Origin of the sequence: Stenotrophomonas terrae (assembly GCF_001431465.1) — a bacterium.
GTDB classification, from domain to species: Bacteria; Pseudomonadota; Gammaproteobacteria; order Xanthomonadales; family Xanthomonadaceae; genus Stenotrophomonas; species Stenotrophomonas terrae.
In genome coordinates, this window is the sequence record NZ_LDJJ01000031.1 from 15,683 (window position 1) to 40,368 (window position 24,686).

Annotated in this window: 18 protein-coding genes and 3 tRNA genes; 9 read left to right on the top strand and 12 right to left on the bottom strand. The window is 64.4% G+C overall.

The window, feature by feature from the left end; all coding sequences use genetic code 11:
- Nucleotides 1–1,416 (top strand): efflux transporter outer membrane subunit, encoded by a 1,416-nt coding sequence (locus tag ABB27_RS09475; protein WP_244479197.1) that lies wholly within the window; start codon nucleotides 1–3, stop codon nucleotides 1,414–1,416.
- 168 nt (nucleotides 1,417–1,584) lie between these two features.
- On the opposite strand, the gene ABB27_RS09480 is transcribed toward ABB27_RS09475, so the two are convergent.
- The 3 genes from ABB27_RS09480 to rnr form a co-directional block, all read right to left on the bottom strand.
- Nucleotides 1,585–2,772 (bottom strand): DmpA family aminopeptidase, encoded by a 1,188-nt coding sequence (locus tag ABB27_RS09480; protein WP_083491233.1) that lies wholly within the window; start codon nucleotides 2,770–2,772, stop codon nucleotides 1,585–1,587.
- A gap of 8 nt (nucleotides 2,773–2,780) precedes the next feature.
- The gene (rlmB, locus tag ABB27_RS09485) at nucleotides 2,781–3,524 is read right to left on the bottom strand and encodes a 23S rRNA (guanosine(2251)-2'-O)-methyltransferase RlmB (RefSeq protein ID WP_057628458.1); all 744 of its coding nucleotides are present in this window, start codon (nucleotides 3,522–3,524) and stop codon (nucleotides 2,781–2,783) included.
- Nucleotides 3,525–3,671: 147 nt separating this feature from the next.
- Complete coding sequence (gene rnr / locus ABB27_RS09490; RefSeq protein ID WP_083491240.1) at nucleotides 3,672–6,071, bottom strand: ribonuclease R; 2,400 nt, start codon at nucleotides 6,069–6,071, stop codon at nucleotides 3,672–3,674.
- Nucleotides 6,072–6,303: 232 nt separating this feature from the next.
- On the opposite strand from rnr, the gene ABB27_RS09495 reads away from it, so the two are divergent.
- The 3 genes from ABB27_RS09495 to ABB27_RS09505 all read left to right on the top strand — a co-directional run bounded on the left by ABB27_RS09495 (nucleotide 6,304) and on the right by ABB27_RS09505 (nucleotide 7,306).
- Nucleotides 6,304–6,390: transfer RNA gene (locus tag ABB27_RS09495), tRNA-Leu, on the top strand.
- Nucleotides 6,391–6,726: 336 nt separating this feature from the next.
- Nucleotides 6,727–6,813 (top strand) — tRNA-Leu (locus ABB27_RS09500).
- Nucleotides 6,814–7,219: 406 nt separating this feature from the next.
- Nucleotides 7,220–7,306, top strand: a tRNA-Leu gene (locus ABB27_RS09505).
- 216 nt (nucleotides 7,307–7,522) lie between these two features.
- Here the strand turns inward: ABB27_RS09505 and ABB27_RS09510 are convergent.
- The 5 genes from ABB27_RS09510 to ABB27_RS19945 are packed head-to-tail and all read right to left on the bottom strand — an operon-like array spanning nucleotide 7,523 to nucleotide 12,394.
- Nucleotides 7,523–9,082 carry a DHA2 family efflux MFS transporter permease subunit gene (locus ABB27_RS09510; RefSeq protein WP_057628459.1) on the bottom strand — a complete coding sequence of 520 codons (1,560 nt, stop codon included), beginning with the start codon at nucleotides 9,080–9,082 and terminating at the stop codon, nucleotides 7,523–7,525.
- A 7-nt stretch (nucleotides 9,083–9,089) separates the two neighbouring features.
- A complete protein-coding gene (locus ABB27_RS09515; protein ID WP_057628460.1) occupies nucleotides 9,090–10,271 on the bottom strand; it encodes an HlyD/EmrA/EmrK family protein in 1,182 nt (393 codons plus the stop codon).
- A 13-nt stretch (nucleotides 10,272–10,284) separates the two neighbouring features.
- The gene (locus ABB27_RS09520) at nucleotides 10,285–11,757 is read right to left on the bottom strand and encodes an efflux transporter outer membrane subunit (protein WP_057628461.1); all 1,473 of its coding nucleotides are present in this window, start codon (nucleotides 11,755–11,757) and stop codon (nucleotides 10,285–10,287) included.
- Complete coding sequence (locus tag ABB27_RS09525) at nucleotides 11,754–12,197, bottom strand: MarR family winged helix-turn-helix transcriptional regulator (RefSeq protein ID WP_057628462.1); 444 nt, start codon at nucleotides 12,195–12,197, stop codon at nucleotides 11,754–11,756. Before ABB27_RS09525 ends, ABB27_RS09520 begins: the two co-directional genes overlap by 4 nt.
- A 50-nt stretch (nucleotides 12,198–12,247) precedes the next feature.
- Nucleotides 12,248–12,394 (bottom strand): hypothetical protein, encoded by a 147-nt coding sequence (locus ABB27_RS19945; RefSeq protein ID WP_161809639.1) that lies wholly within the window; start codon nucleotides 12,392–12,394, stop codon nucleotides 12,248–12,250.
- A gap of 17 nt (nucleotides 12,395–12,411) precedes the next feature.
- On the opposite strand from ABB27_RS19945, the gene parC reads away from it, so the two are divergent.
- Together parC and ABB27_RS09535 are read left to right on the top strand one after the other, a co-directional pair.
- Nucleotides 12,412–14,655 carry a DNA topoisomerase IV subunit A gene (gene parC, locus ABB27_RS09530; protein WP_057628463.1) on the top strand — a complete coding sequence of 748 codons (2,244 nt, stop codon included), beginning with the start codon at nucleotides 12,412–12,414 and terminating at the stop codon, nucleotides 14,653–14,655.
- Between the two features lie 189 nt (nucleotides 14,656–14,844).
- On the top strand, nucleotides 14,845–15,501 hold the full coding sequence (locus tag ABB27_RS09535) for a thiopurine S-methyltransferase (protein ID WP_057628464.1): 657 nt from the start codon (nucleotides 14,845–14,847) through the stop codon (nucleotides 15,499–15,501).
- A 110-nt stretch (nucleotides 15,502–15,611) separates the two neighbouring features.
- Here ABB27_RS09535 and bfr read toward each other — a convergent pair whose 3' ends face one another.
- Nucleotides 15,612–16,100: a bacterioferritin gene (gene bfr / locus ABB27_RS09540; protein WP_057628465.1), complete on the bottom strand. Its 489-nt coding sequence runs from the start codon at nucleotides 16,098–16,100 to the stop codon at nucleotides 15,612–15,614.
- A 149-nt stretch (nucleotides 16,101–16,249) separates the two neighbouring features.
- Here bfr and ABB27_RS09545 point away from each other — a divergent pair, with 149 nt between their 5' ends.
- Nucleotides 16,250–18,574: a penicillin acylase family protein gene (locus ABB27_RS09545; RefSeq protein WP_057628466.1), complete on the top strand. Its 2,325-nt coding sequence runs from the start codon at nucleotides 16,250–16,252 to the stop codon at nucleotides 18,572–18,574.
- Between the two features lie 330 nt (nucleotides 18,575–18,904).
- On the opposite strand, the gene ABB27_RS09550 is transcribed toward ABB27_RS09545, so the two are convergent.
- The 3 genes from ABB27_RS09550 to asnB form a co-directional block, all read right to left on the bottom strand.
- The gene (locus ABB27_RS09550; RefSeq protein ID WP_057628467.1) at nucleotides 18,905–19,333 is read right to left on the bottom strand and encodes a RidA family protein; all 429 of its coding nucleotides are present in this window, start codon (nucleotides 19,331–19,333) and stop codon (nucleotides 18,905–18,907) included.
- Nucleotides 19,334–19,374: 41 nt separating this feature from the next.
- The gene (locus ABB27_RS09555; RefSeq protein WP_057628468.1) at nucleotides 19,375–20,760 is read right to left on the bottom strand and encodes a cation:proton antiporter domain-containing protein; all 1,386 of its coding nucleotides are present in this window, start codon (nucleotides 20,758–20,760) and stop codon (nucleotides 19,375–19,377) included.
- A 98-nt stretch (nucleotides 20,761–20,858) separates the two neighbouring features.
- Complete coding sequence (gene asnB / locus ABB27_RS09560) at nucleotides 20,859–22,544, bottom strand: asparagine synthase B (protein ID WP_057628469.1); 1,686 nt, start codon at nucleotides 22,542–22,544, stop codon at nucleotides 20,859–20,861.
- 355 nt (nucleotides 22,545–22,899) lie between these two features.
- Here asnB and ABB27_RS09565 point away from each other — a divergent pair, with 355 nt between their 5' ends.
- Both ABB27_RS09565 and ABB27_RS09570 read left to right on the top strand, forming a co-directional pair.
- Entirely contained in the window at nucleotides 22,900–23,796 is an 897-nt protein-coding gene (locus ABB27_RS09565) for a tetratricopeptide repeat protein (RefSeq protein WP_057628470.1), read from the top strand.
- 97 nt (nucleotides 23,797–23,893) lie between these two features.
- Complete coding sequence (locus ABB27_RS09570; protein ID WP_057628471.1) at nucleotides 23,894–24,580, top strand: pentapeptide repeat-containing protein; 687 nt, start codon at nucleotides 23,894–23,896, stop codon at nucleotides 24,578–24,580.
- Nucleotides 24,581–24,686: the final 106 nt, after the last annotated feature.

A 24,686-nucleotide genomic window follows, 5' to 3' on the forward strand; every position in this document is an offset into this window, starting at 1 on the left:
ATGAAAGCACTCCATCCCCTGCTCCTCTCCGCCGCCCTGGGCGCGGTCCTGACCGCTTGCGCCACTACCCCCAGCGCCGATCCTGCCGCTGACCTGCGCGTGCCCGCCGTCTACGGCCGTGGCGATGCCGCAGCCAACGCGCCGGTACAGGCGATCGAACACGAAGTCACCGCACCGGTGGCCGACATCCGTGCCGATGCCTGGTGGCAGGGCTTTGCCGATCCCAATCTGGACCGGCTGGTTGCCCGCGTGCTCGACAGCAACACCGACATGGCCTCGGCTGGCCTGAAACTGCAACGTGCCCGCGCGCAGGCCGGCCTGGCCAGTGCCGACCTGTGGCCGCAGGCCAACGGCTCGGCAAGCGCCAGTGGCAGCCGCAGCATCGACAGCAGTGACGACTGGTCGCGCAGCAACAGCGCCAGCGTGTCACTGGGTTGGGAGCTGGACCTGTGGGGCAAGCTGCGCGGCCAGCGCGACATCGCCCAATGGGAAGCCCAGGCCACCGCACAAGACCTGCAGAGCACCGCCTTGATCTTGGTTGGCCAGAGCGCCGAACTGTACTGGCAGTTGGGCTACCTCAACCAGGCCATCGCCACCGGCCAGGCAAATCTTGAGCGCCTGCAGCGCACCGCTTCATTGGTGCAGGCCCAGTTCAATGCCGGCGGTGTTTCGCGGCTGGAAGTGCGCCAGGCGCAGCAGAACATTGAAAGCCAGAAGGCCGCGCAATCGCAGCTGGAGCAGCAGCGGGTGGAAACCCGCAATGCCCTGACCGTGCTGCTGGACGGCCAGCCCTGGCCGCTGGCCGAGGAACCGCAGAATCTGGATGTCGCCCACAGCCCGGCACTTGCCGAAGGCACGCCCGCCGAACTGTTGGCACGTCGCCCGGACCTTCGTGCAGCCGAGCTGCGCCTGCGGCAGTCCTTGAAGAGCATCAAGGTCACTGCCACCAGCTATTACCCCAGCCTGAGCCTGAGTGGTTCGGTGGGCAGTTCCAGCACCTCGCTGGGTGATGTGCTGAGCAACCCGGTGGCGACCCTGGGCGCCGGACTGAGCCTGCCATTCCTGAAATTCCGGCAGATGCAGTTGGACATCAAATCGGCCGACCTGAGCTACCAGATCGCCGCCAATGATTTCCGCCGCACGCTGTATACCGCGCTGTCTGAAGTGGACAACGCCTTGTCGGCGCGCACCCGCCTGGCCGAGCAGGTGGCTGCGGCGCAGGCGTCCCATGACGAAGCAGTGGAGATCGCGCGCTTGTACGAAGTGCGTTACCGCGCCGGTGCCACCGACCTGCGCACATGGCTGGAAGCCGAGCAGACCCGTCGCAATGCGGAACTGTCATTGGCGCAGACCAAGCGCAGCCAATTGCTCAATGATGTGACGCTTTACAAGGCACTGGGTGGCGCGGCGACTTGAGCCCCTCCCTGCGGGAGAGGGGTTGGGGAGAGGGTCGAGCGGAGAAGCAGAAAACAAAGGCCTAATAGCCAAAGCTCACCTCATCCGCCCTTCGGGCACCTTCTCCCGCAGGCGGGAGAAGGGACTTCGGCAAGCATCGCTTGAATCTGCAGCACTGCTAGCACCCTGCTACCTCGGTGCTTTTACCCCATGCTGCTGCAATACCTCCCGCACTTTATCCAGCGGGATCGCCTCCACCGTCTGTCCATTGCCACTAACCGTGGTCGCCATGAACAAGGCGTTGTAAACCGACTCTTCCACCGCATCCACGCTGGCCTGGAACACCGCGCTCATCTGCTCGTTCGCCAGCTCGGTGGTCTGCAGCTGTGCGGCATCAAACCCGCGCCGCACCGATTCGGCGGTCGAAAACGCCAGCACATAGTCGCCGCTGCCATTGGATGCCGAACTGCCCGTACGCCCCAGCCCCATCATCCCGCGCGATGCCAATCGCCGCAGGTTGCGATCCGACAACGGCGCATCGGTTGCCACCACGATGATCACCGAGCCATCGCCGCGGTCATCGGCCAGCCCACGCACATTGCCCTGCGCCGCCACTGCATTCTGGAACGCGTAACGGTCCAGCTCACGGCCGACCGGCGCGCCCTCCACCTGCAGCACGCCGCCGAAGTTGGCCTGCACCAGCACGCCCACCGTCCAGCCTCCCAGGCTCTCGGGCAGCTTGCGCGATGAAGTACCGATGCCACCCTTCCAGCCAAATGCCACCGTACCGGTGCCAGCGCCGACGCTGCCTTCCTGCACCGGCCCGCTCTTCGCCGTCTCCAGCGCGCGACGCACCGCTGCGGCGGTAACCGGCCGCGCGCGGATGTCATTGAGGCCGCCGTCATTGGTCTCGCCGACAACCACGTTCAAGGAACGCACCTGCTGCATGTCCGGTTGCGCCAGCATCCAATCGGCCATCGCATCGGCGGCCTTCCACACGCACAGCGTGCAGGTCAGCAGGATCGGGGTTTCCAGTTCGCCCAGTTCGTTTACCTGGGTACTGCCGATGAATTTGCCGAAGCCATTGCCCACGTGCAGCGCCGCCGGCACCCGCGAGCGGTAGGCATTGCCCGGGTGCGGCAGGATCGCGGTGACGCCGGTGCGAACCGTGTCGCCTTCGCTCAGGGTCACTTGGCCGACACGTACGCCGGCCACATCGGTGATCGCGTTGTTGCTGCCCGGGCTGAAGATGCCGGGCGCGACGCCCAGATCACGCGCACGTACGCGCGGGGCGTCCTGGGCGGCGGCGCTCAGGACGCAAAGCCCCGCCAGCGCCACAGTCAATCGGAGGAAAAGACGATGCGGCGTGCGGGGCATGGTGTTCCTTACAGGCGTTGGCGGACAGCCTCGAACAATGCCACACCCGTGGCCACCGATACATTGAGGCTCTCCACATCGCCCGGCATCGGGATGCGCACCAGCTGGTCGCAGGTTTCGCGGGTCAGGCGGCGCATGCCGTCGGCCTCGCCCCCCATCACCAGGGCCACATTGCCGCGCAGGTCGAGCTGGTGGATGGTGGTATCCACTTCACCGGCCAGGCCGTACACCCACACGCCGAGCTTCTGCATGTCCTTGATGCAACGGACCAGGTTGGTCACCGACACCACCGGAATGCTGTCGGCCGCGCCGGCGCTGACCTTGCGCACGGTGGCGTTGACCGGGGCACTCTTGTCCTTGGGGATCACCACCGCGGTGACCCCGGCGGCGGCGGCGCTGCGCAGGCAGGCGCCGAGGTTGTGCGGGTCCTGCACTTCGTCCAGCACCAGCACCAGCGCCTTGCCTTCGGCCGCTTCGATCAGGCCCTTCAGCTCGCTCTCGTCCCACAGCTTGGGCGCGGCATAGCGTGCTACCACGCCCTGGTGGCGGACCTGGCCAGCCACGCCGCCCAGCGCCTGGGCGTTGACCTTGCGCACGTCGATGCCCTTGCGCAGGGCTTCTTCCTCGATTTCGACGAGACGCGGGTTCTTGGCACCGGCCTCGATCAGGACCTCACGGACGTTTTCCGGGTCCTTTTCAATCGACGAAGCTACGGCATTGACGCCGACGATCCATTGGTTCTGCTTGCTCATGGGCGTCACATGGGGGGAATTCGGGGGGCAATGGTACTACTTGGGGCCAGAAACCAGAGGCCAGCAACGAGAAACCAGAGGTGGGGCCAGGAACCTGCGAGCGCTGGGCTCTCACTGGTACCTGGCTGCTCCCCCCGGTTTCTGGTTTCAATACTTCTGCTTTGTACGCTTGGCCGGCTTGCCGCGTTCGGGCTGCGGGGTCGGCGCTTCGACCTTGCCGTCCTTGTCTTCGACCAGGCGGAAATCGATCTTGCGCTCTTCCATGCTGGCCTTGAGCACCAGGATGCGGACCCGGTCGCCGAGCCGGAATTCGCTGCCACGGCGGTCGCCGCTGAGCGTCTTGCGGATCGGGTCGAACTGGTAATAGTCGTGCGGCAGCTGGGTCACATGGACCAGGCCGTTGACCTTGGACTCGTACAGCTCGACGAACAGGCCAAAGCTGGTGACGCCGCTGATGACGCCATCGAACTGGCTGCCCACGTGCTTTTCCATCCACGCCGCGCGGAAACGCTCGTCGACCTCACGCTCGGCCTCGTCGGCACGGCGCTCACGCTCGGAGCACTGCAGCGACAGCGCCGCCATCTCGCGCGGGGTATAGGTGTACTTGTCGAGCGGACCACCGGTCAGCGCGTACTTGATGGCACGGTGCACCAGCAGATCCGGGTAACGGCGGATCGGCGAGGTGAAGTGCGCATAGGCCTCCAACGCCAGACCGAAGTGGCCATTGTTGTCCGGCGAATACACCGCCAGCGACTGGCTGCGCAGCAGCACCGATTCCAGCAGTGCCGCGTCCGGGCGCTCACGCACCTTCTTCAGCAGCTTGGTGTAATCGCCCGGCTGTACCTTGCTCCACGGCGGCAGACTCAGCTTGAATTCCTTGAGGAACTCCAGCAGGTCGGCGAACTTGGACTCCGGCGGCCGCTCATGCACGCGGAACGGCGCCGGTACATGCTTGGACAGCAGGTAGCGTGCAGCCTCCACGTTGGCGGCAATCATGCATTCCTCGATCAGCTTGTGGGCGTCGTTGCGCACCATCATGCCGGCCTGGGTCACTTCGCCACGGTTGTCCAGCACGAAGCGGACTTCCGAGGATTCAAACTCGATCGCGCCACGGCGCTCGCGCGCCTTGGACAGGATGCGGTAGAGCTGGTGCAGGTTCTGGATCTGCGGCAGCAACGGGCCGATGACGGCCTTGGTGTCCGCGTCATCCTCGCCTACAGCCGCCCATACCTGGGTATAGGTCAGGCGCGCATGTGAGTTCATCACCGCTTCGTAGAACTTCGACTCGCTGACCTGGCCATCGCGACCGACCTGCATGTCACAGACGAAGCACATGCGGTCTTCCTTCGGCCGCAGCGAACAGATGCCGTTGGACAGCGTCTCCGGCAGCATCGGCACGACGAAACCGGGGAAGTACACCGAGGTTGCGCGGCGCTGCGCCTCATCATCCAATGGCGTGCCGGGACGCACGTAGTTGGAGACGTCGGCGATGGCCACGACCAGGCGGAAACCATCACGGTTCGGCTCGCAGTAGACCGCGTCGTCGAAGTCCTTGGCATCCTCACCGTCGATGGTGACCAGCGGCATGCTGCGCAGGTCCACGCGCGTGCCGATCATCGACGGCTCCACCGTCAACGGCACCGCAGTGGCCTCGTCCAGCACTTCCGGCGGGAATTCATACGGCAGCTCATGGCCGTGGATGGCGGTTTCCACCACCAGCGACGGGGTCAGCTTATCGCCGAGCACAGCGATGATCTTGCCAATCGGCGGACGTCGCGAATCCGGCGCATGGGTCAGCTCGCAGACCACCAGCTGCCCGTCCTTGGCGCCTCCGGTAAGGTCGCCGGGAATCTGGATGTTGCGCTGGATACGCTTGTCGTCCGGCACCACATAGCTGATGCCCGCTTCCACGCTGAAATGCCCGATCAGGCGGTTGACGCCACGCTCCAGCACGCGGGCGATGGCGCCTTCGCGGCGGCCGCGGCGGTCGATGCCGGTGACATTGGCCAACGCACGATCACCATGCATCACCTTGCGCATTTCATAGGGCGACAGGAACAGATCGTCGCCGCCCTCGTCCGGGCGCAGGAAGCCAAAACCTTCCGGGTTGGCGATCACCACGCCGGGGATCAGGCTCAACTGGCTGACCGGCGCGAAACCGCCACGGCGGTTCTGCACCAGTTGGCCGTCACGCACCATCGCGCCCAGGCGCTTGGCCAGCGCATCGGCGCGATCAGGCTCGGTCAGGCCGAGCGCGGCGCCGATTTCCTCGGCGTTCTGCGGTCCCTCGCAGCGATCAAGCAGCTGCAGGATGGCCTCACGACTGGCAATCGGCTGCGCGTAGCGCTCGGCTTCGCGCGATGCATACGGATCATCGAAAGCCGCTACCGGTGGACCGGACTTGCGACGGCCGCGCACGAAACTCTGCGGGGCGGCATCGTCATTGAATTTGCGCTTGCCTGGCTTGGCGGCGCCGGAGCGCGCCGGGCCGGCCTTGGCTGGCTTGGCAGCGCCTGGCTTTGCGGGTGCGGAAAGACTTTCCGGCATCCATGGCGGCAGCTTGGCCGACTTTGCTTTGGGGGCTTTGCCCGGCGCCTTGCCCGGCTTGCTGCCGGTGGCGGACTTTTGGGCCTTGTCGGCCCCAGTGGTCTTTTTGTTTTTCATCAGCCTCCATGGTACATGGACCCACGTGTACAGGGTGCGCACAGGATCACCGCAGATGAATGTGAAAAAGCGTTGACAAAGACCGGCATCCTCTTCAAACTGCGCGGCCTGAAGTGCCCAGGTGGCGGAATTGGTAGACGCACTAGCTTCAGGTGCTAGCGGGGGCAACTCCGTGGAGGTTCGAGTCCTCTTCTGGGCACCACGTTTCAAGATCAAACCCGCGAAAGCGGGTTTTTTCGTTTCCGGGGTTTGGACGTGGGGCAGGAGCAAGCGCCTTACCCCTCCCCAGCCCTCCCCTTGCCTGCGGCAAAGGGAGGGGGCAGAAGCAATGCCTTCGCCAACACACGGCTGTGTAGCCCGGGTAAGCGAAGCGCTCCCGGGATTCTCCCCGCCGCAAAGCTCTGCCGCGAATTCCCCCGGGTGCGCTTCGCTTACCCGGGCTACGGTTCTTCGCTCACCCGGGCTACGGCTTCCATACCGCTCTTCACAAAACTGTTGACGGCACCAGAAACGTCCTACATAATCTCGCTCCTGAGTCGCCCAGGTGGCGGAATTGGTAGACGCACTAGCTTCAGGTGCTAGCGGGGGCAACTCCGTGGAGGTTCGAGTCCTCTCCTGGGCACCACGACTCAAACGAAACAACCCGCGAAAGCGGGTTTTTTTGTGCCCGCTTCTTTTGTAGTGCCGAGCCATGCTCGGCAGAGGCCTTACCGATAACGCCACATGCCGAGCATGGCTCGGCACTACATGAGCCCCTTCAGTCCTCGAGTACCTGAACGCACCTGATTCGCCATACATGCTTCATCTGCAACCTCGCTGGTGAAGCTTCTGCCGAGCATGGCTCGGCACTACATGAGCCCTTCTATTTTTTTCGTGGTGTGATGCGCCCGCTTCGCCGCACTTGCTTCGCCTGCAAGCTTGCTGGTGAAGCCCCTGCCGAGCACGGCTCGGCACTACACAGCGATGTGAAATTTCTTCGCGTAAATCGTTGACAGTTTTCTTCACACTCGGCACAATTCGTCCCCTGAGTCGCCCAGGTGGCGGAATTGGTAGACGCACTAGCTTCAGGTGCTAGCGGGGGCAACTCCGTGGAGGTTCGAGTCCTCTCCTGGGCACCATGACTCAAACGAAACAACCCGCGAAAGCGGGTTTTTTTGTGCCCGATTCTTTTGTAGTGCCGAGCCATGCTCGGCAGGAGCTTCACCGGCAAGGCCTCTGCCGAGCATGGCTCGGCACTACAAAAAGTGAAGCCCGCAATCTGTCGGATTACGGGCTTCGCTGTAGCTTCACTGATCTCAGCTTCGCGGCTTATGCCGCTCCTACAAGAAGCATGGTCAATGCCCACCTGCCGAGGCAGCGCCGCCACCGGCACCGAACGGCGGCTTGGCCAGCCACACCAGGCCGATGATCAGCAGGAACACCCAACCCAGCAGCAGGAAGATGTCGTTGAAACCCATCTGCGATGCCTGGTGGTTGATCATTTCGTTGAGCATCGCCGCACCGTGCTGCAGATCGCCCTGCCCCATCGCGGTTACCTGGTCGTGCATGCCCGGGTCGTACAGCGAGACATGCTCGGTCAGGTCGGCATGATGCTGCTGGGTACGACGTGCCCACAGCCAGGTGGTCAGCGAGGCGGCGAAGCTGCCGCCCAAGGTGCGCAGGAAGGTTGCCAGACCCGAGCCGGCCGCGATCTCGCGCCCCTCCAGGTCCGATAGCAATATCTGCAGCACCGGCATGAAGAACAAGGCCAGGCCCACGCCCATCAGCAGCTGCACGCCAGCCACATGTTCGAAGTTGACCTGCAGGTTGAAACCCGAGCGCAGGAAGCTGGTCATCGACAATACGAAGAAGGCGATCGTCGCCAGATAACGCATATCGACCTTGTGGCCGAACTTGCCCAGCACCGGCGCCACCATGATCGGCAGAATGCCCAGCGGAGCGGTCGCCAGACCAGCCCAGATCGCGGTATAGCCCATGTCGCGTTGCAACCACTGCGGGATCATCAACGCCACCGAGAAGAACGCGGCGTAGCCAACAATCATCGCCAGGGTGCCGGCGCGGAAGTTGCGGTGCCGCAGCAGCTTCAGGTCAACGATCGGATCCTTGTCGGTCAGCTCCCAGATCACGAACACCGCCAGCATCACCGCCGCGATGCAGGTCAGCACCACGATCTTGGTCGAGTTGAACCAGTCTTCCTCGTTGCCCAGGTCCAGCATCAGCTGCAGGCAGCCCACGCCGATCACCAGGGTGACCAGGCCAACGTAATCCATCTTTGGCCGTTCGGTCTGCTCCACCCGGTGGCGGAGCTGGCCACCGACAATGGCCGCGGCAATCACGCCCAATGGCACGTTGATCAGGAAGATCCATTCCCAGCTGTAGTTGTCGGTGATCCAGCCACCGAGGATGGGCCCGGCAATCGGCGCCACCACGGTAATCATCGCCAGCAGCGCCAAGGCCTGCCCGCGCTTCTCTCTTGGATAGATGGACACCAGCAACGACTGGGTGATCGGGTACATCGGCCCGGCCACGAAACCCTGCAGCGCGCGCGATACCACCAGCATGCCCATGCTCTGGGCGATGCCGCACAACAACGAAGCGATCGAGAACGCAATCGTTGCCCAGATGAAGAGTTTCACCTCACCGAAGCGACGGCTCAGCCAGCCGGTCAGCGGCAGGGCGATGGCGGTGCTGACCGCAAACGAGGTGATCACCCACGTCGCCTGCTGCGAGCTGGCACCGAGGTTGCCGGCGATGGTTGGCAGCGACACGTTGGCGATGGTGGTGTCGAGCACCTGCATGAACGAGGCCAGCGCCAGGCCGGCCGTGCACAGGGCTACATTGGCCGGCCCTGCGCCGACCGTCGTGGCCGGCGCCGTGGGAGCTTGAGCGGACATGATGACCTCAGCTGGCGCGCGCGGACGGCGGCAGGTTGTCCTGGATGATGCTGTGGATCAGCGCATCGGCATCGTGCAGCTGCTTGGCATAGACCTGCGTGCCGTACACCGTTCCCTTGACGGCTTCGGCCGGCAGCACCGTGCCCTTCTGGTCGTGCAGGTTGACCTCGGCCTTCATCGACAGGCCAAGGCGCAGCGGATGCTCGGCCAACTGCTTGGCATCGATGGTGATGCGCACCGGCACGCGCTGCACGATCTTGATCCAGTTGCCGCTGGCATTCTGCGCCGGCAGCAGCGAGAACGCCGAACCGGTGCCCAGGCCGAGATTGGTGATGTGCCCCTTGTAGGTCACGTCACTGCCATACAGGTCCGAGCGCAGTTCCACTTCCTGGCCCAGGCGCATGTGACGCAGCTGGGTTTCCTTGAAGTTGGCATCCACCCACATCTGTTCGGCAGGCACCACTGCCATCAAGGCGGCGCCCGGCTGCACGCGCTGGCCAACCTGCACCGAGCGGCGTGCAACATAACCCGTGACAGGCGCGACGATGCCGGCGCGGGCGTTGTTGAGATAGGCCTGACGCAGCTGCGCCGCTGCGGCCTGCACGTCCGGCTGGGTGGCGATGACGGTGTCATCGATCAGCGCGCGACTGCGCTCGACGCTTTCGCGCGACCCGGCTACAGCCGCTTCAGCAGCGGCCAGTTCATCGCGGGCGTGGGCCAGTTCTTCATTGGAGATGGCGCCGGTGGCAGCAAGGTCGCGGCGGCGAGCAAAGTCTTCGCGGGCGCGCTTGACGGTCACCTGGCGTGCGTTCAACTCCGCCTGCGCACCTTCCGCGCTGCGGTACAGGCCGCGCACCTGGCGCACGGTACTGGCGAGATTGGCGCGCGCCTGCTGCATGGCCACTTCGGTGTCGGCCGGGTCCAGCTGCACCAGCAGCTGGCCCTGCTCCACCTTCATGCCGTCATCGGCGGCGATGGACACCACGGTGCCGGTGATCTGCGGGGTGATCTGCACCTGGTTGCCACCGACATAGGCGTCATCGGTGTCCTCGGCCCAACGGCCCAACAGGAAATACCACGCGGCAAACGCCACCAGCAGGATCACGACAACAAACAACAAACCGCGCAGCAGCTTGCCGCGGCGGCTGGGAGCGGCTGCGGCCGCTTCGGGGGAGGAGGTCTGGCTCATGGAGGGAGGCGTCTCAGGAATTCGAATGGGCGGTAACGGCGGCAGGTTCGGCAGTGGCGTCGGGCTGGAAGCCCCCGCCCAGTGCCGCACTCAGGCGCACCGAGGACAGCAGCTGCTGCGACTTCAGGTTGCTCAGCTGCTGCTGGCTGCGCAGCAACTGGTCCTGCGTGCTGAGCACGTCCAGGTAGTTGCCGATGCCGGCGCGATAGCGTTGCTGGGCCAGATCATTGGCAGCCTGCGCAGTGGCCTGCGCCTGTTGCTGGGCCTGCACCTGCTCGCCCAGCGAGCGCAGCGCGGCGACCTGGTCGGCCACGTCACGCAGTGACTCGACCACGGTGTGGTTGTAGCTGGCCACGGCCAGGTCGTAGTCGGCATCGCTGCTGGCCAGGCCGGCACGCAAGCGGCCACCGTCGAAGATCGGCAGGCTCAGCGCCGGTGCCAGCAGACCGAAGGTCGAACCGCTCTGCAGCAGGCTGTCCAGGTTCTTCGAGACCACACCGCCAAGTGCGGTCAGGTTGAGGCTGGGATAGAAGCGGGTCTTGGCGACCTTGATCTGCTTGTCTGCCGCCTCCACCCGCCAGCGGGCGGCAACGATGTCCGGGCGCCGGCCCAGCAGTTCGCTGGGCAGTACGCTCGGCAGCTGCAGGGCAAGCGAGTTCAACTCAGCTGGAACGGCGATATCCAGACCACGGTCCGGGCCCTGGCCCAACAGTGCCGCCAAGGCATTGCGGGCCGAATCGATCTGCTGCTGCGCGGCCAGTTGCTGCTGGCGGGCAAGCGGCAGGCGGGCCTGCGCCTGGGTCACCTGCAGATTGCTGTCGATGCCCGCACGGCGACGCTGCTGGGTCAGTTCCAATGTCTTTTCAGCGCGCACCAATTCGTCGTTGGCCACCTGCTGCAGCTGCCCGGCATGGGCCAGCTGCACATAGGCCTGGACGATGGCAGCCGACAGATCCAGCCGCGCGGCCTGTGCATCCACCGCGGCGGCATGGCCGCTGTCCACGGCGGCCTCCCAGTTGGCGCGCTTGCCACCCCACAGATCCACGCCATAACTGAAGTTGGCCACGGCCTGCACGCTGCCCATGTAATCGCCGCCCAGATCACCGACCATCGATTTGGGCAGGGTCAGGCCGGTATAGCCCGGCGACAACGCCAAGCTGGGCTTGCGTTCGGCGTTGGCACCGGCAGCCTGTGCCTGCGCCTGACGCAGGCGGGCGTCGGCCGCTTCCAGCGATGGGCTGCTGCGCAGGCCTTCGGCGACCAGCGCATCCAACTGCGGGTCACCCAGCGCCCGCCACCAGTCGGCGGCCGGGAAACCGGCAGCACTGAGCGGCGCGCCGGCAAGCGCACGGCTGCCGTGCAGGCTGTCGGCGTCGAGCAGATGGCCCTGCGGTTGCAGGCCACGGCTGCTGGCACAGGCAGCAAGTGCCAGCACCAGGGCACCCGGCAGCAACAGCCGCGTGCATTTCATAGGAGAAGTATTCATGGGGGAGAAAGGGCGTCCCGTACCCGGGTCAACAGGGAAAACAATTGGTCACGCTCGGCATCATTCAGGTCGCCCAGGGCCAGATCCATGATCCGGTCGCCACGCACCTTGAGCCGGGCCCACAAGGCCTTGCCCTCATCGGTCACCACCAGCTGCAATGCCCGCCGGTCCTGGGCGTGCGGCTCGCGGCGCACGGCGCCGAGCGATTCCAGCCTGTCCAGCAACCGGGTCACCGCGCTGGGCACCTGGTTGATAGCCTGGCCAAGCTCGGCAGCAGTGCACGGCGCCAGCTGCGACAGCACCTTGAGCCCGACGTAATGGGTGAAACCGATGCCAAGGTCTTCTTCGGCCATGGTGGCGTCGAGCTGGCGTACCAGCCCGTCGCCCACCTGGCGCAGCAGCAGGCCGAAGCTGGTCGGCCGGGAGGAGGGTTCAGTCATGGGGCGGCATTTTATTTCCACTTGGAAATATTCTCAACGGAATATTTCCATCAAGAAGTGAATTCAGCGTTACACATATGTAGAGAATCGATGGCAGCGGCTTCACCCGGACCATCACCGCGCTTGGCATCGCCGCCGCCATCCGGATAATCGATGGGTCTGGAAGCCGGCAGCCACGCCGCGGCTTCAACGTTCACAGGTAGCACCACCCGCAATGACCGATCCTGCACGCCAAGCTTTCCACGGCTTTGAACAGCAGCCGCTGCGCGAATACGCCGAACGCGCCTATCTTGATTACTCCATGTACGTGGTGCTGGACCGCGCCCTGCCGTTCATCGGTGACGGGCTCAAGCCGGTGCAGCGCCGCATCATCTATTCGATGAGCGAACTGGGCCTGGGTGCTGCATCCAAGCCCAAAAAGTCCGCGCGTACCGTCGGTGACGTGATCGGTAAATACCACCCGCACGGTGACAGCGCCTGCTACGAGGCGCTGGTGCTGATGGCGCAGCCGTTCTCGTTCCGCTACCCGCTGATCGAGGGCCAGGGCAACTTCGGCTCCAGCGACGACCCCAAGTCGTTCGCGGCCATGCGTTACACCGAATCCAAGATGACCCCGATCGCCGAGATGCTGCTGGGCGAGCTGGGTCATGGCACCACCGATTGGACGCCCAACTTCGATGGCACCCTGGAAGAGCCGACCTGGCTGCCGGCACGCCTGCCGCACCTGCTGCTCAATGGCACCACCGGCATTGCCGTGGGCATGGCGACCGACGTGCCGCCGCACAATCTCAATGAGATCGTCAGCGCACTGGTGCGCCTGATCGACGAGCCCGACACCACCGTCGCCGAACTGTGCGAACACGTGAAGGGCCCGGACTACCCGACCACCGCCGAGATCATCACTTCGCCCTCGGACCTGCGCAACATCTACGAAACCGGCAACGGCAGCGTACGTGCACGCGCCACCTTCAAGAAGGAAGGCCCGAACATCGTCATCGATGCCTTGCCGCACCAGGTCTCGCCGTCCAAGGTGATCGAGCAGATTGCCGCGCAGATGCGCGCCAAGAAGCTGCCGTGGCTGGAAGACATCCGCGACGAATCCGATCACGCCAACCCGGTGCGCGTGGTGCTGATGCCGCGCTCCAACCGCGTCGATGCCGAACAACTGATGGGCCACCTGTTCGCCATCACCGACCTTGAGCGCAGCTACCGCGTCAACCTCAATGTCATCGGTCTGGACGGTCGCCCGCAGGTCAAGAACCTGAAGATGCTGCTCAGCGAGTGGCTGCGCTTCCGCCAGGACACGGTGACCCGCCGCCTCAACCATCGCCTGCAGAAGGTGGAGCGTCGTCTGCACCTGTTGGAAGGCTTGCTGGTTGCCTTCCTCAACCTGGATGAAGTGATCCGCATCATCCGCACCGAGGACGATGCCAAGGCCGCGCTGATCGCGCGCTTCGCATTGAGCGAAGACCAGGCTGACTACATTCTGGAAACCAAGCTCAAGCAGCTTGCGCGCCTGGAAGAAATGAAGATCCGTGGCGAGCAGGATGAGCTGGCCAAGGAACGCGACAAGATTCTCTCGATCCTGCAGAGCAACGCCAAGCTGAAGAAGCTGGTCAAGGACGAACTGCTGGCCGATGCCAAGAAGTTCGGCGACGAGCGCCGCTCGCCGCTGGTGCAGCGCGGTGCCGCCCAGGCCATCGACGAAACCGAGCTGGTGCCCAGCGAGCCGATGACGGTCGTACTGTCAGAGAAGGGCTGGGTGCGTGCGGCCAAGGGCCACGATGTCGACGGCTCGACCCTGAACTACCGCGACGGCGACAGCCTGCTGGCAGTGGCTCGCACCCGCAGCACGCAGCAGGTGGCCTTCCTCGATACCGAGGGCCGCGCCTATTCCACGCCGGTGCACACCCTGCCCTCGGCACGTGGCAATGGCGAACCGCTGACCGGCCGTTTCTCGCCGGCACCGGGCAGCAGCTTCGTCACCGTGGCCAGCGGCGACAACAACACCCGCTTCGTGTTGGCGTCCACGCACGGCTACGGCTTCGTCACCCGTTTCGAGAACCTCACCGGCCGCAACAAGGCCGGCAAGGCGATGCTCAACCTGTCGACCGGCTCGGCGGTATTGACCCCGTCACAGGTCGCCAACCCGGAGACCGACCGCATCGTCGCGGTCACCAGCGCCGGCAATATGCTGGCCATTCCGGCCAGCGAGCTGCCCGAGCTGGACAAGGGCAAGGGCAACAAGATCATCGAGATCCCCAAGGCCAAGCTCTCCACCGAGCGCGTGGTGGCGGTGGTCGCGGTAGGCCCATCCAACACCCTGCAGGTACGCAGTGGCCAGCGCACCATGAACTTGTCGTTCAAGGATCTGGAAACGTATCTGGGAACGAGGGCGACGCGCGGGCATTTGTTGCCGCGTGGTTGGCAGAAGGTTGAAGGGCTCGAAGTTCAGTAAGTACAAGAAGGCCGGGCATTGCCCGGCCTTCTTTGTTCGGCTCTTTGTAGGAGCGGCGTAAACCGCGAAGCCACAGATCCAACAGACATCGGCAATCACAAACCACCATAGATCCATTGCCTTCAGCTTCGCGGCTGACACCGCTCCCACAAACAACGAACCAACCAGCAACCGCAACTGGAGAACCCCATGCAACCCGACTTCTGGCTGCAACGTTGGCAGAACGGTCAAATCGGCTTCCATCGCAGCGAGGTGATGCCGCTGCTGCAGAAGCACTGGCCCACGCTGGAACTTCCGCCGGGCAGCCGCGTGCTGGTGCCGCTATGCGGCAAGACCCTGGACATGCACTGGCTGGCCGCACAGGGCCACCGCGTGCTGGGCATTGAGCTGTCACCGATGGCCATCGAGCAGTTCTTCGCCGAGGCCGGCATCACCCCGCAGCGCCACAGCAGCCAATATGGCGAGCACTACAGCGCGGGGCCGATCGAGATCATCTGCGGCGATGCCTTCGCATTGGATACGGAGCTGCTGGCGGACATCGCCGGCGTCTACGACCGCGCCGCCCTGATCGCCCTGCCAGCGCATCTGCGCCAGCACTACCGCGACACCTTGTATGCGCAGGTGCCAGTCGGCTGCCAGGGTGTACTGATCACCCTGGAATACCCGCAGGATGAGAAACAAGGCCCACCGTTCTCGGTGGAAGAAGATGAAGTGCAGCGATTGTTTGCCACACCATGGCATGCCAGCCTGCTGGAGCGCCGCGACATCCGCGATCAACAGCCGGATTTCAATCCCGAAGGGATAAGCGCGCTGTCCACCGCCGTGTACAGGCTGCAGCGGCTGTAACGCTGACCAAACCCCTGTCGTGCCGACCATCGGTCGACAGGGGCATTGCCGGAGTATCCAATGCCGACCATGGGTCGGCACTACAGAAGGCGGCGTTTGCCGCCTTCAGGTCAATGCGCTGCGGTGCCCTTGGCGTCCATCTTGCTGGTCTGGTAAAGCTCCAGGCCGATGCGCTTGATCAGGCCCAGCTGCTTCTCCAGCCACCAGGCATGGTCTTCTTCGGTGTCACGCAGCTGCGCGATCAGGATGTCGCGGCTGACGTAATCACCCTGGGCTTCGCACAGCTTCACACCTGCGGCCAGATTGGCACGCACCTGGTATTCCACCTGCAGATCCTTCTCCAGCATCTCCATCACGGTCACGCCCGGCTCAAAACCGTGCGGACGCATGTCCGGGTTGCCGCCCAGGAACAGGATGCGACGCAGCAGCGCGTCGGCGTGCTCGGTCTCCTCTTCCATCTCGTGGCCGATGCGCTCGTACAGCGCCAGCAGGCCCTGATCCTCGTAACGACGGGAATGGATGAAGTACTGGTCGCGCGCAGCCAGTTCGCCGCGCAGCAGCTCCTTCAGGCATTCAATGACTTCGGGTTTGCCCTGCATGGGGGTGCTCCTGATGATTCGATGGTGCATAGGGTGCCCCATCTGAAAAGCCAATGATCTAATCGGAATCACTTTCAGTTGCGATTCCCTCTCTTTCGGCTTCACAAGCTGTCTACAATCGCGACAGAACCGCTACCGGGGGTAGGCCTGTGCTGCGTTGGCTGCTGCGTTCGCTTTGGGTCGTATTGGGGTTGTTGCTGGTACTGCTGCTGGTGATCTGGGGGCTGCTGCGCGGCAGCTTGCCACAGCTGGACGGGGAACTGGCGCTGCCGGGCCTGTCCGCCCCGGTCAGCATCGAGCGTGACGCGCTGGGGGTACTCACCGTCGAGGCCGCCAACGAGGCCGATATGGCCCGTGCGCTGGGCTATGTCCACGCGCAGGAACGCTTCTTCGAAATGGACCTGATGCGGCGCTCGGCGGCCGGCGAGCTGTCCGAGCTGTTCGGTGCCAAGGCCTTGCCGCTGGACAAGCGCATGCGTGTGCACCGCCTGCGTGCCCATACCCAGCAGAACCTTGGGGCGGCACTGGGCGGCAAGCGCAACGTCGTTGAAGCCTACCGTGAAGGTGTCAACGCCGGCCTTGCCGCCTTGCCGGTACGGCCATGGCCGTACCTGCTGCTGCGCCAGCAACCCCGGCCCTGGGAACTGGAGGATTCGGTGTTGACCGGCCTGGCGATGTACGGCGACCTACAGGACCCGGCCAATACCCGCGAACTCTCGATGGCCCGCATCCGCAGCGTGATGCCGCCAGCGCTGTACGCACTGCTCAGCCACGATGGCAGCGCTTGGGACGCGCCTCTGTTTGGTGCGCCCCGCGGTGATGCGGTGTTGCCGGATGCGGCGACGCTGGACCTGCGCAAACACGCCAGCAACGCGCCACCTGCGCCGGTCGCGGCGGACTCGGAGATCTTAGGGAGCAATAACTTTGCAGTAGCCGGCGCCCTGACCGCCGACGGCCGCGCCATCATTGCCGACGACATGCACCTGAACCTGCGTGCGCCCAACATCTGGTTCCGCGCGCGCCTGCGCTACGCCGACCCGACCGCGCCCGATGGCAAGGTCGATGTCAGCGGCTTCACCCTGCCGGGCCTGCCGGCGGTGATCGTCGGCAGCAATACGCGGGTGGCCTGGGCATTCACCAACAGCTATATCGATACCGCCGACTACGCCGCCCTGCCCGCTGATGCGCCACTGCGCAGCTACAACGAGGCCATCGCCGTCGCCGGTGCGCAACCGGAGATGCTGCTGGTGCGCGAAAGCACCTGGGGCCCGGTTCTGCATGAAGAGCCCGATGGCCGCCTGCTGGCGTTGCGCTGGGTCGGCCAGCAGCCCGGCGCCGTGCGGCTGGATTTCGCCGACATGGCCAAGGCCGCCGATCTGGAGGCTGCTTTCACAGTGGCCGATAGCTCCGGTGTGCCTGCGCAAAACCTGCTGGTGGGCGACCGCAGCGGGCGCATCGCCTGGCGCCTGATTGGTGCAAGACCGGCACGGGATCCGGCCTGCCATGCCGATGCCGCCACGCAATCCAGCTGCCCGCCCTGGCCCATCCGCACCGACCAGGCACCGGCACTGGTTGATCCACCGGATCATCGCCTGTGGACCGCCAACGGCCGCGTGCTTGATGGCGCCGCGCTGGCCGAAGCCGGCGATGGCGGCTATGACTTCGGCGCACGTGCCAAGCAGATCCGCGATGGCCTGTTCGCCCGTGATGTTTTCAGCGAACGCGATCTGCTGGCCATCCAGCTGGACGACCGTGCCCTGTTGATGGAGCGCTGGTGGAAACTGCTGCGGCAGACCGTCGAGCACAGTGATGATCCCGCGCTCAGACGTCTGGAAGCCGCCAGCCGCCAATGGCAGGGCCGTGCCTCCATCGATTCGGTCAGCTACCGGATGGCGCGCGGTTTCCGCGGCATCCTGACGGACAACATGGAAGGCGCACTGCTGGCAGCAGCCAAGGCGCAGCTGGGCGAGCGTTACATCGCCCCCAAACTGGCACAGTTCGAGGGTGTGCTATGGCCCATGCTCAGCGAACGCCCGGCCAACCTGCTGCCGCCGCCGTATGAAAGCTGGGATGCCTTGCTGGCTGACAGCGCACGGCAGCTGGAAAAAGATCTGGCCGCCCAAGGAACGGATCTGACGCAACGCAGCTGGGGCGAGCGCAACACCGCCGCAATCTGTCATCCGGTCTCGGCGGCGTTGCCGGCCTTGTTCAAGCGCTGGCTGTGCATGGCAGCGGAACCTCTCGCCGGTGACAGCGACATGCCGCGCGTGGTCGGGCCGAAGTTCGGCGCGTCCGAACGCATGGTGGTCTCACCCGGCCACGAAGCCGACGGCATCGTACACATGCCCGGCGGCCAGAGCGGACACCCGCTGTCGCCATTCTGGGGCGCGGGCCACGAAGACTGGGTAAAAGGTCGCCCTACCCCGTTCCTGCCCGGCAAGGCGACACACAGCATGAAATTGAGTCCGCGCTGAAAAACCAGCACAGGTCTGCATGCAGACCCAGCTAGCCCCAACCGGCATCTGACTGTGGGAGTGGCGTAAGCCACGAAGCTGGTTTTTCTGAAACCCATGGATGCATGTGCAACCTGATGGTCGGCTTCGCGGCTTACGCCGCTCCTACAACTTGCAGGGCTGCATGGCATCTGTAGCCCGGGTAAGCGCAGCGCACCCGGGGAAGCAGACAAGACATCCGCGCACGAAGACCGAATCGCTCCTGCCATCGATGCGGAACTTTTGACCCTGGTTGAGCGCAAAAAGCCCCGGGTGCGCTTCGCTTATCCGGGCTACGCCAGCGCATCACGCTTACTTCAAGCGCACCGTCCACTCCACCTCGAGCTTGGCTTCGGCATCGAACAGGCGGCTGATCTGCACCCAACTGGCGGCCGGATACTTGCCATCGGCAAAGAACGTCTTGCGCTCGGGAATGGCCTTGATCAATCCATCCATATCGGTGGTGAACACCGTCTCCTTGACCACCTGGCTGCTGTCCGCATCAAACTGCTGCAGGATCCTGGTCAGCTTGCCGTAGCAGTCACGCACCGCGGCCTGCATGTCCGCGCCCCGGCACGGCACACCGGAAACATGCAGCGTGTCGCCATCGCGCACCACGCCGGTATAGCCAATATCCGTCTCCCAACTGCCCAGTTGATGGCGCTCCAGCGGCAGCTCAGCCGCTGTCGCAACAAATGGACTACCCAACAACCCCAGCATCAACAGCGGCAATACACGCATCGAAGTTCCTTTTGTTTGAGAGGACTACTGCTTGAAAAAACTCAATTGGGTTTGCGTTGAACGCGCGCGCTCCAACCCAGCAAGGGCCCTGTCATCGCCGTGGTCACCAGTGCCATTACCACCAGCACCGCAAACAGGCGGTCGCCCAGCAAGCCAAGTTCATAACCGAGGTTGAGCACGACCAGCTCCATCAGGCCGCGCGTGTTCATCAATACGCCCAGCCGCATTGCGTCCGGCACCGGCATGCCAGCGCTACGCGCGGCAGCGAAGGTGCCAATCAACTTGCCAGCGGCGGCAACCGCAGTCACCAGCACGCAAAGCCATACGTCAGTTATCTGCAGCGCGTCGGCTCGCAGGCGCAAACCGGTCATGGCAAAGAACAGGGGCAGCAGCAGGGTGGCCGCCAGCGGTTCCACCTTGCTGATGATCAGCTCGCGCAGCTGCGCATTGGAAGAAGCTGCCGCACCGGCTGCAAACGCGCCGAACAAGGCGTGGATGCCCAGGTATTCGGTCAACAATGCGCTGGCCAGGGTCAGCAACACCATGCCCAGCAACCAAGCGCCTTCTCGGCCGGCGATGATCGTCTGCCGGGCAAACCAGGGCCGCACAAGGCCGAGCATCACGACGATGAAAGCCGTCACACAGGCCAGGTTGAAAGCCGCTGTTCCCCATCCTGTCGCCTGGATGGCACTGACGATCAGCGCCAACATGCACCAGGCCGTGGCATCACCCAGCGCCGCGCAGGCGATGGCGGTCTGCCCCAGTGGGCTATGAGTCATGCCGCGGTCGGCAAGAATGCGCAGCAGCACCGGAAAGGCGGTAATGCTCAGCGATATGCCGATGAACAATGCAAAAGGAGTGAACCCCACGCCCGCTGGTCCATGCGCCGGATACAGGTAGATCGCCAGCAGCACACCGCACAGAAAGGGCACGGCAATGCCGGCATGACTCACCGCAACAGCAAATCTGCGCCGGCCGCGCAGCCTGCCCAGATCCAATTCCACGCCGGCAACCAGCAGGAACATCAAGACCCCCAGCTGGCTGATCAGACTCAGCGGCCCCAGCGAACTGGGCGGGAACAACGCAGCCTGCGCCTGCGGCAACAGCGCGCCGAACAGCAAGGGGCCCATCATCAGACCGGCGGCCATCTCACCAATGACCGCCGGCTGGCCAAACCAACGCAACAACCGTCCCATGCCCTTGGCGACCAGCAGCAGCACCAGCAGCTGCAATAGAAACAGGCCAAGCGCGGAATGTGGCTGCAAGGCCGATGAAGTCGCTTGGGCCACGTGCCGCACCGGCGCTGCCAGATCCATCCCGGCACGACCAGCCAACAACAGCGCAAGCAGCATCGGCAGCCCCGCCCAACCGAGATAGAGCAACACCCAACGCAACCGTGAAGCGGGACGAGGCGTGTCTGCGTCCATGAACTCCCCCTGTTGTCAGCCCGCGATCATAAGCCCCGCAGGCCGCCCCGCGACACACGGCCCCATGGCCCGCAGGTGGCGGGCCGCAGGGTCATCGCTCAGCCCGCCAGCGCCTGCTCATGCACGCCAGCCACGGCGCGGCCGGAAGGATCGGCCATGCTGGCAAAGCTGGCATCCCAGGCAATCGCCGCCGGCGACGAGCAGGCAATCGACTTGCCGCCCGGCACGGTCTCCGAGGCCGCATGGCTGGGGAAGAACTGCTCGAACACGTGGCGGTAGTAGTACGCCTCCTTGGTCTGCGGCGGGTTGTGCGGGAAGCGCTTGTCGGCCGCTGCCAGTACGCGGTCGCTAACCTGGGCTTCGGCATGCGCCTTCAACCCATCGATCCAGCCGTAGCCGACGCCATCACTGAACTGCTCCTTCTGCCGCCACAGGATTTCCTTCGGCAGATAGCCTTCGAAGGCTTCGCGCAGCACGGCTTTCTCGATGCGCCCGCTGGCCTTGTCGACCATCTTGTGGCGCGCATCCATCTTCATCGCCACGTCCAGGAATTCGCGATCCAGGAACGGCACGCGCGGCTCCACGCCCCAGGCCATCATCGACTTGTTGGCGCGCAGGCAGTCGTAGTTGTTCAGTGCGTCGAGCTTGCGCACCAGCTCTTCGTGGAACTCGCGCGCGTTTGGTGCCTTGTGGAAGTACAGATAGCCGCCGAAGATTTCATCGCTGCCTTCGCCGGACAGCACCATTTTCACACCCATCGCCTTGATGCGCCGCGCCAGCAGGAACATCGGCGTCGATGCGCGGATGGTGGTGACGTCATAGGTCTCGACGTGACGGATCACTTCCGGCAGGGCGTCCAGGCCTTCCTCGAAGGTGTATTCGAAACCGTGATGCACGGTGCCCAGCATTTCCGCCGCCACCTTGGCCGCGGCCAGGTCCGGCGAGCCCTTCAGGCCGATGGCAAAGCTGTGCAGGCGCGGCCACCAGGCCTCGCTCTGGCCGTCATCCTCGATGCGGTGACGCGCATAGCGTGCAGCAACCGCCGCCACCAGCGACGAGTCCAGACCGCCGGACAGCAATACGCCGTACGGTACATCGGTCATCAACTGGCGATGCACGGCGCGTTCAAAGGCTTCACGCAATTCGGCCAGCGACACGTCCACACCTTCAACCGCCTCGTACTCGCGCCACGGGCGCTCGTAATACTTGCTCAGCGTATCGGTGCTGCTGTCATACCAGTGACCGGGCGGGAACTGCGCCACGTCGGCACAGGTATCGGACAGCGACTTCATCTCCGAGGCCACGCACAGCCGGCCCTGCTTGTCGTGGCCCCAGTACAGCGGCACCACGCCGATCGGGTCGCGGGCGATGATCACGCGCTGCTTGGCGCGGTCCCACAGGGCAAACGCGAAGATGCCGTTGAGCCTGTTCAGATACGAGGCCGGCTCATCTTCGCGGTACAGCGCGTTGATCACTTCACAGTCCGAACCGGTCTGGAAAGCATAGGGCTGGGTCAGCTCCTTCTTCAGCTCCTGATGGTTGTAGATCTCGCCGTTGACCGCCAGCGCCAGCTGGCCATCGTCCGACAACAGCGGCTGCGAGCCGCCGGCCGGGTCGACGATGGCCAGGCGTTCGTGCACCAGGATGGCGCCGTCATCAACGTAGACGCCGCTCCAGTCCGGGCCGCGATGGCGTTGGCGCTGGGATTGTTCAAGCGCCTGCCGACGCAGCGCCTGCAGGTCGTCACCGGGTTGCAGGCCAAAAATGCCGAAGATGGAACACATGGGAAAGCTCCTGGGTTGTGTGGGGACAAACAGTCGAAGCAACGGCTTGAAGACCAGCCGCTTGGTGTTCCCGCCCGGCCATAAAAAAACCCGCATCGGCCGATGCGGGTTTTCTGGTGTCCTGAGCGTGTTGCCTGTTCTAGCTCTGGTCGCAGTCCCGCAGTGGCCGCGCACGATTATTCGCGCGCAGATTATTGCGGTTGTTATTGTTGACGGCGGTGGCCAGGAACGAGGACATGCGCTGACCGTATCCCTGTTTCGGCGGCCGCGCAACTGTTGCTTTGGCAACCGATTCAGCAGCCGGGCCGGCGCGCTCCGCGATAATCGCCGGCCCTCTGCCCGGACGAGCTGCTGGATGCCCCGCCCCACACCCCGCCTGCTGCTATACGCACTGCCCCTGTTTACCCTGCTCGGTTGCGCGACGGCGCCCGCCAGCCGCCCGCCCAGCGCAACCGAGCGCGATGCGTTGACCGCTGCCGCCGATGGCCAGTTCGATTCGGCCCTGCGGGTCGCCAGGATGTACCAGGCATGGAACGACCCTCGCGCACTGGATTGGTATGCGCGCGCAGCGGCGACAACACCGCGCACCCACCGCAGCACCAGCGCCGAGGAACAACTGGGTACGTTCTGGGAGCGAGGCCGGCTGGACAGCAGCGACGAACCCCAGAAGCCTGAGGATGTGCGTTTCAAGCCATCACCACGCAAGGCTCTGCGCTGGTACCACAGTGCCGCCTACCACGGCTCACCGTATGCCATGCATGATCTGGCGCGCTGGTACGAACGCCAGGGCGACATGGCCGGCGCACTGCGCTGGCGGCTGCGCTCGGCGGTGTACATGCGCGAGTTGTACAAGCTGGACGCGCTGCGCGGGGCCACCCGCGCCTCGACCGAAGCGGCACGTCTTGCCGGCGACCGGCCGTCCACCAACGCCGCCATCGCTCGCATCCAGCGCCTCGCTGCTCGCGGTGATGCCGAGGCACAGGTCGACCTTGGCACCCTGCATGAAGCCGGCATCGGCATACCCCAGGATATGAGCGAGGCGCTGCGCTGGTACCAACGCGCCGGCGAACAAGGCAATGTCTACGGCCAGTACTTCAGCGGGCTGGCGCTGGGTCGCGGCAGCAAGGGCCTGCAGAAGGATGAGGCTGCAGCAGCGGCATGGTTCGCACGCGCCAATGCGCAGGAGTTCTACCTTGCCGATGAATCGTATTGGCGCAAAGCCATCGCGCCACCGTTCTTCATCTTCGAATAGCGCATACCGCCCGGTACACATAAGCCGCGCTGCGACATGACTGCTCCGGCCCAGCAATGTCGCGCAGAATCACCCGCTTGCACCCGCAGAGTTGAACATGACCAGCACCGCCACTTTCCGCGAAGAAACCATCGACCGCACACGCATGCAGCAGATCATCCGCGCGCATCCACGCGCGGCGGTGTTCGAGTCCTGCATCTTGGACGAAGGCGATTTCTCGCGCCTGGACATGGACGGCTACCGGTTCAACCAGTGCTCGTTGAGCCGCGCAAACTGGCTGGCGGCGTCACTGGAAGAAAGCCGATGGCAGAAGTGCCGGGGCAGCAACTGCGACTTCAGCTCGGCCCAGCTCAGTGATTCGCGCTTCGATCACTGCGACCTCAACAACAGCTTCTGGCGCCGCGCCACGCTGTCGTCGGTGCAGTTCAAGGATTGCAAACTGACCGGCGCGCACCTGCAGGAAGTCAGCGGCTGGGCGCTGGAATTCCGCGACTGCCTGCTGGTCAGCGCCGACCTGCGCGGGCTGTCATTCCGCAAGGCGCAGCTGGAAGGCATGGATTTTTCCGATGCCGATCTCTCCGGCTGCGACTTCCGCGATGCGGTGTTCAGCGGCGGCAGCCTGCGCAACGCGCAGACCAAGCTGACCCGCTTTGAAGGCGCCGATCTGCGCGACACCGACATCAGCGGGCTCAACGTGATGGACGCGAAGTATTTCAAGAAAGCGGTGATCTCGCAGCGGCAGGCTGCAGCGGTGCTGGCTTCGTTCGGGCTGATTGTTGCTTGAGTGGGTTCACGCCACGAAGACTATTGGTCCGGAATGCAGGTGCCGGAAGCAAGTTGGGTATGACTTTCCTTTGAGAATTGCCACCACTCAGGCGTAGATATCCCCA